We start from the raw sequence: 16200 nt of genomic DNA on the forward strand, positions 1-16200 counted from the left end.
GGCTCACTGGGCGGGCTGGCCGATCGCTACCACGAGGACCCGGTCGAGGTCGCCCATGCCGCCCGCGAAGGGGGAGGGGCGGGCCAGCACCATCGTGCGGTCGGGCATCCGCGCGACCAGCGCCGGTGAGCTGGACCCGATCTGGACGCGACGTCCGACCCGTACGTGGGTCAGGGGTGCGATGGGTCGGCCGGTCGGATCCAGGAGGAGGCCGGCGGCACGGTCGAACACCGCCGACACGGCCAGCTCCTGGAGTGGTCGCCGACGGGCGGTCTGCAGCGCTCGCACGAAGACGGCGAGCAGCGGCAGCAGCACGACGGACGGCGCCAGGATCGCGACCAGCGGATGCAGGGGCAGGTCCCCGGTCGCGGCCGCCGCCGTCATGCCCCCGACGGCGATGACCCAGACCATGCCGACGACGAACGCGCCGACCGCCGGACCGACGAGCTTGCGGTCGGCCACCACGACCAGCGGCCCGTCCTCGATCAGGACGACGCCGCTGGAGGAGTACAGCGCGCGGGCGGCAGGGGTGACGGGCGAGGCGGTCATGCTCGGACGCACGCTACCGCCGCCGGTGGGGTGGCCGGTCGGTCACGCCGGGAGTGGCCCGATCCGCTGACAGCCGCTACTCTTACTCGTCCCGCAGGGTCCACTCCCTGCATGGGCTCATAGCTCAGCTGGATAGAGCATCTGTCTACGGAACAGAAGGCCGGGGGTTCGAATCCCTCTGAGCCCGCCAGACGAAACCCCCGGCCACCCGGGGGTTTCGTGTTTCTGGGGACTGGCGCGGCAGCGTCGGTGCTAACACCAGTGCTCAACCGGTGCCGTAGACGTGCTTGTCGAACCTGTCGGCGAATTCCACGTCCTGGCCCGGCATCACGTGTGCGTAGGTGTCCCAAGTGATCTGCACGGACGAGTGACCAAGCCGCTCGGACAGCACCTTAACCGGCAATCCCGCCTCGAGGGCCAGCGTCGCGTGGGTGTGCCGTAGGTCGTGGAACCGGACCTGTGAAAGGGCGAGGCGGTCACGGATCCGCCGGAACGCCTTGCTGACCGCATCGGGGTGCAGCGGCGCGCCGTCCTCACGCGTAAACACCAAGTCATGGTCGTTGCCCCAAGCACCGGGCCAGGACAGCCGCCACTCGGCCTGTCGAGCACGCTGTTGACGCAATACCCGCTGCCCCTCGTCTCCGAGTCGGAACTGTCGGCGGGACTTCGCCGTCTTGGGCTCAGAGAATCGAGGTGACCCACCGACAATGACGAGGGTCTGACGGACCCGCAGCTGACCGTCCGCCTCACCCTCGGGCATCACGTCCGGCCAGCGCAGACCGAGTAGTTCCCCGCGTCGCAGACCTGTGGCGATCGCCAGTTCGATGACTGGCGAGACTGGCTGATCCGGCGCAAGGCCGCTCCGAAGCACGCGTACCTGGCGACGGTCCAGGTAGCGCAGACCCTTCCCTCCGCCGGGCAGCGCCATCGCGGCATGTTGATCGCGGGTCGGTCGCGTGGACTTCGCCGCAGGGTTCTCGCGCAGTTCGCCTGCGTCGACCGCGTCGGCCAAGCACTTGCGAACTGCCATGTGCACCAGCTTCACGGTCTGCACTGACAGACAGGTGCCCTCGCGACCGCCAGCACGATAGAGATCGGTGTACAGGGCGGTCAACATCGCCGGGGTCAGATCGCTGAGCAACACACTACCCAGGGGAGGCGGCAACCTCCTCTGGCCGAACCAGCGTAACAGTCCGGAAGCGCCCGGACTAGAGCTCTGTCCCGTTCGCTAATTCACTTGGGCTTTGACGTGTCACGGGGCCCTTCAAGACTTTTCTGGTCTTTTAGACGATTTTAGACGTGTTACTACAGCGTTGTAGTTCAACCAATGTGATTCAGCAGTCCTGTAAAAGTGCGTACAGATGGCATCGACCGATCTGCACGTAGGCCCCCGGCGGGGCTACGCTCGCGAGCCTAATGACCGTTCCTGATCTGCACGTGCCCCTGGGACCAGCCAAGACCTTGCGCTGGCTGGCCGACCTGTCCCTGGAACAGTTCGAAGATCTTCATGATGCCGTGCGGACTACAACCTTCCCGCGTGCGGCTCGTTCCTGGGCGGGCGCACTGGACGGTGAGAGCCGAGAGTCCGGGGACCGACTTGTGGCGGCCGTCACCCCACTGAAGCAGGTACAGCGGAAGAGCGACCACACTGTCAGTGAGATGCGGGCGGCCATCCTTGCGGACGAGCGCCTCATGCACGGTCTGGATGAGGAGCAGCAACAGGCTCTGGCCGACCGGGTGGGCGCGATGCTCTCCTGGGAAGCCCTCGCAGCCCATGCCCGGGCTGCCGACCTGGTTGATGCAAACCAGAACTTGCTGTGGGAGTCCCGCATCCTTACCGACATCCGACCGGTATTCACCGAGGGCAATGAGCCCAAGGCCACGCATGGCCTTGTGCTTCACTCGCTCCAGCTGACCTACTGGAACGGCGCCCAGCTCACCGAACTCTTTGTGACACTGGACCGCGACGAGCTGCAGCGCCTAGCGAAGGTCATCGAGCGCGCACAGAAGAAGGAAATTCAGGCAGAAGAGCTCATGAAGAAGGCAGATCTGCCGAGGGTGGGAACTGATGTGGGGGTCGACGATGAAGGTGCGTAGCGCGAATGAGTCTTGGAGGTCGTCCTCGAGTAGTTGGGCGCCCCGGTCCGCGGTTGCATCCGTGCATGTCTCAGCACGACAGCATGCCGTACGAGTCAAAGCGCGGATGCAAGTTGCCATGGACCCTTGGAACAGCATCGGGGCCAGCCTGCTGGGCGTGGAACCGTCCACAGCAGAACGGATCGTGATGGACGTCGTCGTTGATGCTCGGGGGGCGCAGATGAAGCCAGTCTTGACTTCAGCAGCTGTTGAGGCTGTGGAGCGACTCGGAGACCTCGAGGAGGACTGGGACCTTGACTGGGCACCTGCGATTGACCCAGACGCCCTCTTTGCTGCAAGCCGCTTCGTCAAGAGCATGCGTGTACCGAGGCTCCCGGTCGTGGCCCCTAGAAACTCCGGGGGGGTTCGGGTGGAGTGGTATGCGCAGGTCGGGCACTACCTATTCATCGACTTTGAGCCCCATGGGGAAGTTCAGGTTATCTACGCGGCTGGCTCGGAGCCCCAGATACTGGTGGATGACGAGGTGCCGACCGACCTGAGCGCCCTGTTCCTTCAAGTGCACGGGACGACCAGGGCGAGCTAAGCATGCCGCAACCGGTTGTCCTCGTAGACGACCCCGCCATCGCGGATGACATGCTGCTGCTTCGGCAAGTCAATCCTGCCCACGGACTGGACTGGACTACCACCGACGCGGACGGGTGTCCGCGAATCACCGGTCGTGTCTTCGACCTTGCCGGGGCGAAGAAGTCAGAACTCCATGGGTATCCCCAGAAGACCCTGTCTCTGTACCTCGCGGAGGTTGTGTACGCCGATCACAGATCTCTCGAGGCGTGGATGACCTCGCGCCCTGCGTGGGGAGTTGTCAGCATTGCTGCCGGCCTCCTGCGTCGAGAGGCGAACGTGGGCATTATGAGAGACGATATGGCGCAACTCTCCGACGAGGAGCTTCGAGATGTCGCCCGGGCTCCGGGTCGATCTGCCGTCAATGGTCACACGGTTGCTTGGGCATTGGGAAGCAACAAGGCGGTGGAGCGGGCAAGCGAATTGTTCGCGGAGAACGCCAAGTGGGCGAAGGCGCCACAGTCAGCCTCGTAGGGCGCCCCAGAGCTTGTTGCCAACAGGACTGCTAAGACGCGGCGCCGTAGCCAGCCGGACGCGGCTGGAGCGACACCGGGGTCAGTAGCCCCAGACCCCATGGATCCGGGGCTTTCCGGAGAAACCCGGACGCCCACGGAGCCCCATGATCTGTCTACGGAACAGAAGGCCGGGGGTTCGAATCCCTCTGAGCCCGCCAGCGCGACGCCTCCCGGTTCTCCGGGAGGCGTTCGTCGTTCTCGGAGGGCCCTGCCGCCACGGTCAGCCGTGTTCCATGTGCGAGAGCAGGACCAGGGCCTCGGCGCGGGAGCGGACGTCCAGGGCGGCGTAGGCCCGCTGGAGGTGCTTGCGGACCGTCGCGGGGCTGATGCCCAGGGTCCCCGCGATTTCGGCGTTGGTGCCGCCGCTGCGAAGGGCCAGCAGCACCTCGACCTCTCGGGGGCGCAGGCCGTGCAGGTCCGACAGCACGGCCGCCAGGTCGGGGCCCTCAGGCCCCGGTGCCGCCGGTCCGGGTCGTCCGCTGCCGCCGACGACACCCTCTGGGACGGGCGCGCCGAGGCTGCGCGCCAGCGGGATCAACGCACGGCACGCCTGGGGTTCGGCCAGCGACGCAACCTCCAGCAGCCCCTGCGCCTGATAGGCCGCGAACGCCCGACCGACGGCATCGCTGGCTTCCAGCCCCGCTCGATGCCTCGCGAACGCCTCGAGCAGCAGCATGCGCGGGACCTCGAACGGCTCGAGCTCGTCGGCGTCCAGCCGCTCGACGGCCGCCAGCGCCGCCGCGGGGGCACCCAGGCGAACCTCGACCGACGCCTCGGCGACCCGCACCGCGCGGTCGTCCTCCTCCCGGCGGGCCCGTGCCGCGTCCAGCCGCTCGCGGGCCTCCTCCTCCAGCTCCACGCGTGCCAGGGCATCGGCCACCTGCGACAGGAACAGCACCCCGGTCACCGTGTCCATCCAGTCGCCGGCCAGCTGCTCGGCTCGCTGCACCGCCGCAAGGGTCCGCAGCCGCTCACCGCGCATCGAATCCAGCCCTGCCCTCGCCCACGCCGCGTAGGCCACGTGCTGGTCGTCGTGCTGCAGCTCGGCCTGACGGGCGGCGATGTCGAGGTCACGGTCGGCGGCCTCCAGCTCGCCCAGCGTCACCAGCGTGTCGGCCCGGTTGATGCGCCACGCCGTCATCGTCGTCCCCGGCCCGAGCATCGCCTCGACCCGGTCGAACGTGGCGACGACCTGGCGCAGCCTGCCCTGCTCCAGCAGCACCACCCAGGCCAGGTCCCGCAGGATCAGGGCCGCCTGGTGTCGGTCGCCGGACCGCTCCGCCGTCTCGGCTGCGCGCCGCAGGCCGGCCTCGGCCGCGTCGACGCCGTCGCGACGGGCGAGCAGGAGCGCCAGCCCCTGCTCGAGCCGGCAGCGGGTCTCCAGGTCGGTGGCGGCCGCCAGCAACGCCTCCACCGCGGTGATGTCGGCCGGATCCGGCGTGGCGGAGAAGTACGCGAGGTCGCGGTACCGCTCGGCATGGATGGCCGCCGCCACAGCAGGGTGCGAGTCCTCCCACCTCGGGGCGCGGTCCAGCACGAACGCGTTGCGCTCCCCGTAGGCGGCCATCAGGGTCAACAGCCGGGCAACCTGGATGTCGATTCGCGGATGGCGGGCGATGACGTCGTCCGGCAGGGACCGGAGGAACGCCAGCATCGACGGCTTGAACGACCCCCGCAGGTCATCGATCGACGCCGCAGCGACGATGCTGCCGGCCACATCGGACTGGTGGTGCTCGACGGCCAGCCTGGCGGCCTCCAGCACCCGGCCGTGGCGTGCGAGCCCCACCGTCAGCGGCTGCAGCTCGGCCAGGGGCAGGGGATCGGCCGGACGCAGCAGGTCCGCAACCGGGTCGGGCAGGGTCCACGGTCCGACCGCGGGCGTCTCCCATGGCACACCGAGCTCGGCGGCCGCCTTGATCGTGTCGGCCAGCCCGAGGTCCCTCGCCAGGCGGGCATCCAGCAACGGAAGGCATGCTGCTGCGCCCAGGCGGCGACGCGCGTCGTCGTCGAGGGGATCCACCAGGTCGCGGACCAACGCGTCGAGCACGACGTTGTCCTCCAGCAGCCGGCGTCCCAGGTCGTGGGGTGTGGGGCTGCGTCCCAGCGCGTTGACGACCGCGCGCAGGGCCGTCGACCAGCCACCGGTGGCCACGCAGAGCTGCTCGACCATGACATCCGGGAGACCGCCGGGCAACCGTTCGACCAGCAGCAGGTGCAGCTCGTCGACGGTGAACGCAAGGTCGCTCGTGGTCAGCCGCGGCCACGCGTCGGCCTCGGTGCGGTCGTCGTCGGGGACTCGGCGTCCGAGCACGAGCAGGCGGTGGGGCTCGGGAAGGGCTCGCCCCAGCAGCCGGACGGCCGACCAGTGGGTCGGTCCGACCTCGTCGAGCACGACGAGCGCAGTCGGGCGACGGCGTTGCATGACCCGTTCGACCGCGGCCGCCACCTCGTCGTCGTCGCGCTCGTCGCCGACGAGCCCGTCCATGCCGAGCGGGTCCAGCAGGCGGCGCAGCACCCCCTGATGGTCCAGGTCGACGTCGCGAAGGTCGACCCAGGTGACCTCGCCGGTGTGCCGGGCCGCCGCTTCGGCGGCCAGCGTCGACTTGCCCCAGCCCCCGTTGGCACGGATGACGACGATCCGGTGCTCCGCCAGCCGGCGGACGAGCCGCCCCCGCGCGACGTGGCCGTCGGGGAGGACGGGTGCGCCCGCGCCATGAACCCCACTCAACGCCACGGAGCGTACCGAACTACGCGGTTGCGAACGCGGGCACGGCAGGTTCGGCCACCCGCAACAGGTCGACCTCCCTGCGCAGCCCCTCGGGCAGCCGGTCCACGATGACGCGTCGGAACAACGGATGGCAGAACACCGGCCGGGCCGCGCCGTCCATGCGCACGATCCCCGGTGCCCCCTCGTCCAGCGCCAGCCGGTCGATGAAGGGGACCCCGGTCGCGCCGGCGGTGGCCAGCGACTCCAGCATGGCGAGGACGTGTGGTGGAATGCCTGCGATGCGGCTGAGGAGGGCGTCGGCGATGGGGGGCGGGACGCGCTCGGCGGTGACCAGGCGGTCCAGCATCCGCAGGTCCACCCCCGTGCGACCGGTCGCCTCGACCAGCAGCAGCAACAGGCCCGGGCTGCCCCCGGTCAGCTGGTCCAGGATCCTCGCCGCGTCCTGATCGACCGACACGAGGCGCCCGATCTCCTCCAGCCCGAGACCGGAGAGCGCGACCTCGACCACGTCGTCCCGTCCGGGCACCGCGCCGCCTCGCTGCCGGCAGGTCGCCAGCACCCGCGTGTCGGCGTTCCGCAGGGCGCGGGCGAACACCTCCCGGCTGAGCGGACCCAACCGGTCCACGTCGTCGAGCACCAGCAGGCCGGTGTCGTCCAGCGTGCTGCGCACACGGTCGACCATCCGGGACAGCAGCTCGCGCGCCTCGATCCGGTCGGTCAGCCGGACCGGGTCGCCGGTCACGTCCTCGACGGCAGCCAGCGGTGTCCGGCGGCTTCGTCCGCAGTCCACGACCGTGGCGGTGACCGGCCAGCGATCGGCGACCGCCGTGGCCAGCCGTGTCTTGCCCGACCAACGCGCCCCGTGGAGCAGCACCGTCCGTCCGGCGGTCAGGTGTCGCTGGATGCGCTGCTGTTCGTCGAGTCGACCGACCAGCGGCACGCTCGTGTCGACCGTTGGTGTGGTGGTCGCCTGGAAGATCCGCTGCTCGACCCGACGCAGGTCCGGACCGGGTTCGATCCCCCAGTGATGACGCAGCTCACGGCGGGCACGACGATACGTGGCGCTGGCCTCCAGCCGTCGGCCGACCCGCAGGTGGAGGTCGATCTCACGGACCCAGGAGGACTCGTCGGATGGGTCGGCGGCCCGCAGCTCGTGGGCCAACGACAGGGCCTCGGTCACCGCCCCCGCAGCCTCGAGGGCGACGATGCGCGCGACCGTGCAGCGCCGCAGGAGGGTGTCCAGGCGCTCGGCCGCACGACGGGTCTCGTGCATGACGGGCAGATCGGCGAACCACTCGGGGACACCGGGCAGGTCGGCCACATCGGCAGGCATGCCTCCCTCGAGCGCGGTGGCGAGGCGCAAGAGCCGGTCCTCGTCGGTCTCCACGGCGGTGACCAGGCGATACCGGTCGAACGCCAGGTCGATGTCGGCCGACAGCTTGGCGCGAAGCCTGGAGACGGTGTTCTGCAGGGACTGACGGGCCGTTCGGGGCGGGTCGTCACCCCAGCGCAACGTCTCGAGTGTCCGGATCGACACGCCCGTCGACGGGTCCAGCAGGAGCGCCGCCAGCACCTGGCGTTCTGCCGTGGACAGGGGCACTGTCCTCCCGCTGACCCGAACCGTGGTCGCACCCTCGACGCTTGCCCTGATCAGCTGGTTCATTGTCGTGTCCTCACCCCTCGATGCCCGTCTTTCCGAGCATCGACTCCAGCGTGACTCGTGCGGTACGCGGATGCGCGTACTCCGCGGATTCACTAGTCCGTGACAACTGCGGGTCTCGACCGGGCGTAGGCTGCCCAACGGACGGTCTCGATGGCGACAAGGAGCGTGGGATGGCGCGGAAGGTGGCCTGTCCGACCTGCAACGGCCGGCTGCCGGAGGGCGCGCCGGGGGAGCGGGTGACCTGCGACTTCTGTGGCAACCACGTGCGCCTTCAGGGGGACTCCAGCCATCCGATGTCCTCGCCGGGGCCCGCCCCCGCTGCGTCCGTCCCCGTCGCGCCACCCGCACCGGAGGACTGGGCTCCAGCTGCCCGAGGCGTTGGCAGCCCACCCTCTCCCCGTGGCCGTGGAACCAGCCTGGCGGTCGTCATCGTCGCGGTGCTCCTCCTGACGGGAGCAGTTGTGGCGGCGCTCGTCCTCCTCGCCCCAACGACGGTCCTCGAGGTCGGGGACGCCGGCAGCGGGCAGGTCGTCGACGGCCAACCGGTTCGTGGGCAGCTCGAGGGGGGCGGCGACGCGGCTCCACCTGTGCTCGTCGACCCCGGAGCGCAGGGGATCGATCTGGAGGGTCAGGGCGCCGAGCTGGCCCCCTTCGTCGACCTACGGGAGATCGGCGTCGACGAGGGCGGCAACGTGTACGTGGGCGAGTTTGGCACCGGCCGGATCGTGCGGCTCGACACCGAGGGGCACTACGAGGGTCAGTGGTTCGTGGCGGACAGCGAGGCACCGCTGACGTCCATGGTGGTCGCCTCCGACGGCACGGTCCACGCACAGCGTGGATTCGACGTCTTCGCCTACGACGGCCCGACCGGCGTCCTTCGCGGCCGGGTCGAGCTGGCGGGCGGCGGGCCGATCCAGGTCCTGCAGGCCGTCGCGCCGCTCGACGCCGGCGGGGCTGTCCTGCTCGAACGGGTGGGTGCGACCACCGACCTTGTCTGGATCGACCGCGACGGCAACGAGGTCCGGCGCGTCGACTCGGGACTGCAGCCGACCGACCGGGTCGACCGCATGGCCACCGACGCCGCCGGCGTGGTCCATGCCGTCGGGACGAGCGTCGGCGACGGCATTCGCAACGGCCTGTGGGTGTTCGAACCCGACGGCACTCGCCGGGTCTTCCTGTCGGGGGAGGGACTCGGCCCCGGTGCATGGGACCTGGCCCTCGGGTTGGCGGTGGACCGCGAGTCGCGGCTGGCGGTGTCGACCCTCGACGGGGTGCAGCTCTACGACGCGGACCTGCGCTGGATCGGCACGTTGCCGACGGACGGCGTCACGTGGGGGCTGGCGTTCGAGGGGAATCGCCTGTGGGGCATCGTCGACGACACCGTCCGGGCGTGGGACGACGTCTTCGCCTGACGGCCCCCGGCCAGGCTCAGCTGCTCGGCTGCAAGTGCTTCATGGCCTCGCGGACCACCAGCGGCGCGAAGGCCTGCTCGTTGGCGGCCACGAACCGCTTGACCGCCGTGGGATCGGTGCGACCGTACTGCCGCAGCGACCATCCGATGGCCTTGCGGATGAAGAAGTCGGTGTCGGCGGACCGCTGGAGGGCGTAGGTGAACAGCCGCTCGACGTCGGTGTCCTCCTTGGCGGCCAGCTGGTGCAGCAGCGCCGTGCGGACGACCCAGACGTTGTCGGCCTTGACCCAGGTGTCCATCGCCTCGACGGTGCCCTGCGCACGGACGAAGGGACCGATCACGCCGGCGGCAAGCCCGTCGACGGTGTCCCACCAGGCCTTGGTGACCACCAGCTCACGGCCGAGGTCCAGGAAGGACGCGTCCAGCCGACGGTAGTGCTTGCGCATGTAGTCGACGGCGAAGTACTGGAACTCCCGCTCGCCGCGCCCCCAGCAGTCCTTGACCACCTTGATCAGGTAGTGGTGTTCGGGGCGTCCGGGACCGCGGCCGGCGACGTCGCGATCGAGCGCGCGGCGCTGCACGGCCTTGATCCCGAAGAAGGGAAACTGGTCGCGCATGTAGGCCGACATCTCCGACGCCTGCTTGTCGTCGGCGTTGGCCTTGTATGCGTCCGACAGGGCGGTTACGAGTTCGGCGGGGTTCATGGCGTCAGCGGACGGTACCGCACCTGACGCGGATTCGCCGATCCAGCCCGGGTGGGCGTTAGGCTCCCGAGACATGGACGATCGCCGTCGGCTGCTGGTCATGCGCCATGCGCATGCCGAACCGGGCCACCCCGGGCAGGCCGACCGGGATCGGGCGCTCAGCCCCTTCGGCACCTCGACCGCCGAAGCGCGTGCGGGCCTGGTCGCGGAGCTGTCACCGACCGACGTGCTGTGCTCCTCGGCGCTGCGCACCGTCCAGACGCTGGAGGCCCTCCGGCTCCCCGACGGGGTACGGGTGGCGGTCGAGGACGGCATCTACGAGGCGAGCGCGCAGACGCTGGTGAGCCGGCTGGCCACCGTGCCTCGCGATGCAAGGACGGTGCTGGTGGTCGGGCACCTGCCGACGGTCGGTCACCTGGTGGAGGGGCTGCTCGGCGATCCGTTCGTCCATGCCTTCCAGCCGGGCGCGATCGCGGTCCTCGACGTCGACTGCGCGTGGGCCGAGATCACCGCGGCCTGCGCCGACCTGACGGCGTTCCACGACTGAATCTAACGACCGGCCCAACAGGTAACGACCGGCCCAACAGGTAACGACCGGCCCAACAGGTAACGACCGGCCCAACAGGTGACGTCACCCGGTCCACGGGCCGGGACGGCCGACCGCACGCCCCGCGGCCACCAGGGCCTCGTCGAGCTGGACCTCCAGGGGGTGGCCGGCCACCCGCGCGGTCAGCAGGCCGGCGACCAGCGCGTCACCTGCCCCGACCGGATCGACGGCGCCAGTCACGGCAACGGCGCTGCGGCGCAGGACCGTCCGGCCGTCCGACCACACCACCCCGCCTGCGCCCCGGCTGACCAACACCTCGCCGGTGCGGGCGCCCAGGCACGAGGCGGCCTCCTCGACGTCCTCGCGACCGGCCAGGATGCGGGCCTCGTCGGCGTTGGGAGTCAGCAGGACGCGCGGGGGCAACATCGTCAGGAACGCGTCGGCCCCGATGCGACGCAGCGGGGCTGCCGAGGCCGGGTCGACGCTGACCGGGATGCCGGCCTCGCGTGCTCGCTGCATCGCATGCAGGCCGGCCGCACGCGTCGTCGGGGACAGCAGGGCATACCCGCTGACGTGCACGTGCGCGGCGTCGTCGAGCCAACCGGACCGAAGATCGCCGGGGCCGAGGTGGGCGCTGGCCCCGCGGTCGGTCAGCATGTCGCGATCGTCGGCCCCCACGAGCGCGACGACGGTGCCGGTCGAACGATCGGGATCACGCACCACGTGCGCCGCGACCCCGTGGCGATGGAGCGAATCGGTGAGGAAGGTCCCGGCCACGTCGTCGCCCACCCTTGCCACGAGCCGTGCCCGACCACCCTGATCGGCGATGGCGCGGGCCACGTTGGCTGCCGCCCCGCCGCTGCGCCAGCGAATCGTCGACGCAGTGTCGCTGCCCGGCTGGACGGACTCCAGGGGGCGGACGACCACGTCGACCAGCGCATCCCCGACCACGACGACGGTGGCCGGACGAGTCATGCCCGACGGCTCGTCGCGCGGGCCACGGCGATGTCGGCGGCCAGGGCCGCGTTGCGTTCGACCACGCGGATGTTGACCCGCAGGCTCTCACCCCCGGTCGCGGTGTGGAAGTGGTCCAGCAGGAACGGGGTGACCTGCTTGCCGCGGATCCGGCGGGACTGCAGCAGGGCCAGGCCGGAGTGCAGGACCCGGTCGTGCATGGTCGGGTCGAGCTGTTCGTCCTGCGGGATGGGGTTGGCGACGACCACGGCGCGGTCGTCCAGCCCGAGCCCGGTCATGTGGTCCATGACGGCGACGACGTCCTCGGCGGTGTCGATTCGCCAGTCCAGCGGTTCCTTGCTGGAGTGCAGGTAGAAACCGGGGAAGGCCTCGGTGCGGAAACCCAGGACGGGCACGCCGAGCGATTCCAACCGCTCGAGGGTGGCGGCGACGTCGAGGACCGACTTCACCCCGGCGCAGACGACGGCCATCGGTGTCCCGGCCAGCGCGGAGAGGTCCGCGGACTCGTCCCACGAGTCACGCGCCTCGCGATGCACGCCGCCGAGGCCCCCGGTGGCGAAGACGCCGATCCCGGCCAGCGCCGCCAGGTGGGCGGTCGAGGCGACGGTGGTCGCGCCGGTCCGACCGAGGGCTGCGGCGACGCCGAGGTCGCGGATCGACAGCTTGGCGACCTCCTCGTCGGTGGCGATCCGTTCGAGCGCCTCGGGGTCCAGTCCCACCCTGGGCTGGCCGTCGACGACGGCGATCGTGGCCGGGACGGCCCCGGCCTTGCGGACGATCGCCTCGAGTTCCCGTGCCACGGAGAGGTTCTGCCCTCGCGGCAGGCCGTGGGCGATCAGCGTGGACTCCAGCGCCACCACCCCGGTGCCGTCGGCAAGCGCCTGCTGGACCTCGTCGCTGACGAGCAACGGGTGGGGCACGGCGGTCATTGGTCTGGACTCCTTGGACGGGGCGAACTTCGCCACCCTAGACTCGACGGCACGCCGGGGGAGCCAACGGCTGAGAGTGCACCGTCCGACCGGGACGCGAAGCAGACCCCACGAACCTGATCCGGTTAGCACCGGCGAAGGGAGCGCGAACCAATGGTGGCAACTGCATTCGGCGTCGGGATCGTCCTCGTGACCCTGATCGCATTCGTCGTCCTCGGCCTGCGGGCTGGCCGGGGTACCGACCTCGACGAGTGGACGACGGCTCGCAACAGCCAGTCCGCGACGACGTTGGGGCTGTCGTTCCTGGCTGCTGGCATGGGTGCCTGGATCCTGTTCGCCCCACCCGAGGTGGGTGCAGGGGTCGGCCTGGTCGGCCTGCTCGGATACGCCGTCGGTGGTGCCCTGCCGGTGATCCTGTTCGCGGCGCTGGGACGCCGCATCCGCACCGCGGTGCCGCAGGGCCAGTCGTTGGGACAGTTCGCCCGGCTGCGCTACGGCCGGCCGTTCGCCGCGTGGGTCTTCGCGGTGTCGGTGGCCTACATGTTCCTGTTCGTGACCGCCGAGCTGACGGCGGTCGCCGGGGTCACCGGCATCGTTGCGGGTGTCGACGCCCGCTTCACCGTCGTCGCGGTGGCGCTGGCGACGCTGGCCTACACCAGCGTGGGTGGGCTGCGGGCGTCGCTGGTCACCGATCGCTGGCAGGCCGGCCTGATCGTGGCGTTGCTCGCTGTGGGGTTCGTCGCCGTCGTGTCGTCGTTGTCCTCGCCCGGTGAGGCCATCACGGGCAGCGGGCTGCTGGGGGTCGACCGCATCGGCATCGAGGTGGCCCTGACCCTCACCATCGCCGTGACCGCAGCCAACATGTTCCACCAGGGCTACTGGCAGCGAGTCTGGGCCGCCAAGGACGAACGGGCGCTGCGTCGTGGCGCGTGGCTGGGCGCGGGGCTCACGGTGCCGGTCATCCTGCTGGTCGGACTGTTCGGCATCGTCGCTGCCGGGTCCGGGCAGGGCCTGGACGTGTCCCCGGTGCCGTTCTTCGCGATGACCACGGGCCTGCCGGCCGTCATCGGCGGGATCGTCGTGGTCCTGGGCGTCGCGCTCGTCGCCTCGTCGGTGGACACCCTGGAGACCGGCCTGTTCTCGTTGGTGGGGGCCGAGGTGCCCGGCATGAAGCTCGGTGGTGCGCGCCTGGTGACGGTGGGGCTGATGCTTCCCGCGGTCGTGGTGGCCTTCCAGGGCTTCAGTGTCCTGCGCCTGTTCCTCATCGCCGACCTGCTGTGCGCCGGGGTCGTCGTGCCGCTGCTGGCCGGGCTGTGGCCCCGCGCCACCTCCGCCGGCGCCATCAGCGGCGCGGTCGCTGGCCTGGTCGGTGCCGTCCTCGGCGGCACGGTGACCACGGGTTCGTTGGCCGAGGGGTTCGAGCTGGCGACCATCCCGGGCGCCACACCCACCCTTCCCCCCTTCGCGGGGGCGCTCCTCTGCTCGGCGATCGTGACCGTGCTCGTGTGCTTGGCCGGGCGGCGCGAGGTCGTGCTCGACGACATCTCCGAGGGGCTGGTCGCCGTCGACCGGGAGACCGTCGGCGCCTGACGCCCACAGGCCAGGGTCAGCTGGGCGGGTTGCCCGATGGGCCCTTCGCGCGAGCGCGTTCGACGGCGGCGAACGCCTCGCGCAGCTCGGCCAGCCATTCCTTCTCGTTGGCGCCCACCAGCCGGACGCACCACGCCAGCGCGTCGGAGCGGGACCGGGCGATGCCCGCGTCGATGAGGGTGTCCAGCACCCGGCGTTCGGGCAGGCGGAGCCGCGTCATCGCGGGCGTGGACACCGTCGTGAACAGCGCCGTGGTCGGGCCGCAGCGGGCGCCCCACGACACCTTCCGCTCGAACCGTCCCTCCGCCCGTCGGGCGATCTGCATGCGGCGTTCCCGCGTCTCCTCCCGGAAGCGGGTGATGCACTGCTCGTCGGGTTCGTCGGCGACAGGGCGCAGCGTGCCGATGACCAGGATCTCCTCGCGGTCGCAGGTCACCTCGATCGCGTCGAACCAGCCAGCAGGAACCTCCTGCCGGATGTGATCAGCGATGGCGTCACGGTCCACGGCCGCAACGGTAGCCCGCCACGGCCGAAAAGAGGGTTGCACGCCGCGTGCCGGCGCGTACATTTATCTGCGTCCATAGGACTCAAGTTTCCTACCAGTCAGAGTCCCGCTCGTGTCAAGGAGGTACGTGTCATGTCCATCGTTCGTTGGGATCCCTGGGGTGAGCTGGCCGCCATGCAGCGCGACGTCAGCCGGACCCTCGCGGGAACCGGCAGCAGCTCCAGCTGGCTGCCCCCTGCCGACATCTTCCGCACCGACGAGGCGTTCGTGATCCGCATGGACGTGCCCGGCATGCGTGAGCCCGACCTGCAGATCGCCGTGGAGGACGGCCAGATGACCGTCTCCCTCGAGCGGCACGCCGACGAGAAGGTCGCCGACGACCAGTGGATCCGCCGAGAGCGGTCGGTGGGCCGCTTCGAGCGCAGCTTCTCCCTGCCCGAGGGCGTCGAGCACGAGCAGATCACGGCCAACCTCGACGCCGGCGTGCTCGAGCTGCGGGTCCCCAAGCCGCGCGAGAAGCAGCCGCACCGCATCCCGATCACCGCGACCGCCTGATCGGCGCGATCACCGCACAGCCCCTGCCCCACACAGCCCCTCCCGACGGGAGGGGCTGTCGGCTGCCCGGGCCGGTTACGGTGATCGGCATGGACCACGACGCCCTGATGGCCCTCGCGATCGAGCAGGCCGAGCTCGCCCGCACCCACGACGACGTACCCGTCGGGGCCGTCGTCGCCCGCAACGGGGACGTCATCGGCGTCGGCCGCAACCAGCGCGAGCTCGACGGTGACCCGACGGCCCACGCCGAGATCCTGGCGTTGCGAGCCGCGTCGCAGGAGGTGGGCCTGTGGCGCCTCGACGGCTGCGAGCTCGTCGTGACCCTCGAACCGTGCGCCATGTGCGCCGGCGCGATCGTGCTGTCCCGCATCGATCGTGTCGTGTACGGCGCCACCGACCCCAAGGCCGGTGCGGTCCGCTCGCTGATGCAGATCGCCGACGACCCCCGGCTCAACCATCGGGCCGAGGTCGTGGCCGATGTCAGGGCCGAGGAGTGCGGCCGGCTGCTCAAGGACTTCTTCGCCGAACGCCGTCGCGCCCGCAGCCGCTGACACCCGCGGTGTGCACGTCCTCGGGGGCAACGGGTATCATCTCCGATCCCCGTGCCTCGCGGTCGGGGGACAACCTGGTGGAGTCGCATAGTCCGGCCGAGTGCGCGCGCCTCGAAAGCGCGTAGGGGTTCACGCTCCTCGAGGGTTCGAATCCCTCCTCCACCACCACCAGCCAACGAGATCCGCGTGCTAGGGTCCGGTCACTGCACTCGCTGCAGTTACAGGATTTCGATCCGCGTTGCTCTGGACCCCGGTGGCGC

General features: G+C 70.4%; 16 protein-coding genes and 2 tRNA genes. 10 read left to right on the top strand and 8 right to left on the bottom strand.

Going from position 1 to position 16200, the window contains the following annotated elements:
• Positions 1-3: 3 nt before the first annotated feature.
• The gene (locus DVS28_RS02870) at positions 4-549 is read right to left on the bottom strand and encodes a hypothetical protein (RefSeq protein ID WP_164709855.1); all 546 of its coding nucleotides are present in this window, start codon (positions 547-549) and stop codon (positions 4-6) included.
• A gap of 113 nt (positions 550-662) precedes the next feature.
• Here DVS28_RS02870 and DVS28_RS02875 point away from each other — a divergent pair.
• A tRNA-Arg gene (locus tag DVS28_RS02875) sits at positions 663-739 on the top strand.
• A 75-nt stretch (positions 740-814) separates the two neighbouring features.
• Here DVS28_RS02875 and DVS28_RS02880 read toward each other — a convergent pair.
• Positions 815-1666: a tyrosine-type recombinase/integrase gene (locus tag DVS28_RS02880; protein ID WP_216826353.1), complete on the bottom strand. Its 852-nt coding sequence runs from the start codon at positions 1664-1666 to the stop codon at positions 815-817.
• A 299-nt stretch (positions 1667-1965) separates the two neighbouring features.
• On the opposite strand from DVS28_RS02880, the gene DVS28_RS02885 reads away from it, so the two are divergent.
• From DVS28_RS02885 to DVS28_RS02895, 3 genes are all read left to right on the top strand, one after another.
• Positions 1966-2646 carry a hypothetical protein gene (locus tag DVS28_RS02885; protein ID WP_164709856.1) on the top strand — a complete coding sequence of 227 codons (681 nt, stop codon included), beginning with the start codon at positions 1966-1968 and terminating at the stop codon, positions 2644-2646.
• 118 nt (positions 2647-2764) lie between these two features.
• A complete protein-coding gene (locus DVS28_RS02890; RefSeq protein WP_164709857.1) occupies positions 2765-3229 on the top strand; it encodes a hypothetical protein in 465 nt (154 codons plus the stop codon).
• A gap of 2 nt (positions 3230-3231) precedes the next feature.
• A complete protein-coding gene (locus DVS28_RS02895; RefSeq protein ID WP_114590121.1) occupies positions 3232-3741 on the top strand; it encodes a hypothetical protein in 510 nt (169 codons plus the stop codon).
• Between the two features lie 261 nt (positions 3742-4002).
• Here the strand turns inward: DVS28_RS02895 and DVS28_RS02900 are convergent, their stop codons facing one another.
• Together DVS28_RS02900 and DVS28_RS02905 are read right to left on the bottom strand one after the other, a co-directional pair.
• A complete protein-coding gene (locus tag DVS28_RS02900) occupies positions 4003-6510 on the bottom strand; it encodes a LuxR C-terminal-related transcriptional regulator (protein ID WP_164709858.1) in 2508 nt (835 codons plus the stop codon).
• A gap of 19 nt (positions 6511-6529) precedes the next feature.
• Positions 6530-8173, bottom strand: a complete 1644-nt coding sequence (locus tag DVS28_RS02905; protein WP_114590123.1) for an AfsR/SARP family transcriptional regulator — start codon at positions 8171-8173, stop codon at positions 6530-6532.
• 170 nt (positions 8174-8343) lie between these two features.
• On the opposite strand from DVS28_RS02905, the gene DVS28_RS02910 reads away from it, so the two are divergent.
• Positions 8344-9585 (top strand): NHL repeat-containing protein, encoded by a 1242-nt coding sequence (locus tag DVS28_RS02910; protein ID WP_164709859.1) that lies wholly within the window; start codon positions 8344-8346, stop codon positions 9583-9585.
• Positions 9586-9601: 16 nt separating this feature from the next.
• On the opposite strand, the gene DVS28_RS02915 is transcribed toward DVS28_RS02910, so the two are convergent.
• Entirely contained in the window at positions 9602-10288 is a 687-nt protein-coding gene (locus DVS28_RS02915; protein ID WP_114590125.1) for a DNA alkylation repair protein, read from the bottom strand.
• Between the two features lie 73 nt (positions 10289-10361).
• Here DVS28_RS02915 and DVS28_RS02920 point away from each other — a divergent pair, with 73 nt between their 5' ends.
• Complete coding sequence (locus tag DVS28_RS02920; protein ID WP_164709860.1) at positions 10362-10835, top strand: SixA phosphatase family protein; 474 nt, start codon at positions 10362-10364, stop codon at positions 10833-10835.
• Between the two features lie 84 nt (positions 10836-10919).
• Here DVS28_RS02920 and DVS28_RS02925 read toward each other — a convergent pair whose 3' ends face one another.
• Positions 10920-11810 carry a carbohydrate kinase family protein gene (locus DVS28_RS02925; RefSeq protein WP_114590127.1) on the bottom strand — a complete coding sequence of 297 codons (891 nt, stop codon included), beginning with the start codon at positions 11808-11810 and terminating at the stop codon, positions 10920-10922.
• Positions 11807-12739, bottom strand: a complete 933-nt coding sequence (locus DVS28_RS02930) for a pseudouridine-5'-phosphate glycosidase (protein ID WP_114590128.1) — start codon at positions 12737-12739, stop codon at positions 11807-11809. Before DVS28_RS02930 ends, DVS28_RS02925 begins: the two co-directional genes overlap by 4 nt.
• A 153-nt stretch (positions 12740-12892) precedes the next feature.
• On the opposite strand from DVS28_RS02930, the gene DVS28_RS02935 reads away from it, so the two are divergent.
• Positions 12893-14329 (top strand): SLC5/6 family protein, encoded by a 1437-nt coding sequence (locus DVS28_RS02935; RefSeq protein WP_216826354.1) that lies wholly within the window; start codon positions 12893-12895, stop codon positions 14327-14329.
• 16 nt (positions 14330-14345) lie between these two features.
• Here DVS28_RS02935 and DVS28_RS02940 read toward each other — a convergent pair whose 3' ends face one another.
• Entirely contained in the window at positions 14346-14834 is a 489-nt protein-coding gene (locus DVS28_RS02940) for a hypothetical protein (protein ID WP_114590129.1), read from the bottom strand.
• Positions 14835-14966: 132 nt separating this feature from the next.
• Here DVS28_RS02940 and DVS28_RS02945 point away from each other — a divergent pair, with 132 nt between their 5' ends.
• The 3 genes from DVS28_RS02945 (at position 14967) to DVS28_RS02955 (ending at position 16108) form a co-directional block, all read left to right on the top strand.
• Positions 14967-15389: an Hsp20/alpha crystallin family protein gene (locus tag DVS28_RS02945; protein WP_114590130.1), complete on the top strand. Its 423-nt coding sequence runs from the start codon at positions 14967-14969 to the stop codon at positions 15387-15389.
• A gap of 89 nt (positions 15390-15478) precedes the next feature.
• Positions 15479-15940 (top strand): tRNA adenosine(34) deaminase TadA, encoded by a 462-nt coding sequence (gene tadA / locus DVS28_RS02950; RefSeq protein WP_114593954.1) that lies wholly within the window; start codon positions 15479-15481, stop codon positions 15938-15940.
• 76 nt (positions 15941-16016) lie between these two features.
• Positions 16017-16108: transfer RNA gene (locus DVS28_RS02955), tRNA-Ser, on the top strand.
• The last annotated feature ends 92 nt before the right edge of the window (positions 16109-16200 follow it).

It is taken from the genome of Euzebya pacifica, assembly GCF_003344865.1.
Lineage (GTDB): Bacteria > Actinomycetota > Nitriliruptoria > Euzebyales > Euzebyaceae > Euzebya > Euzebya pacifica.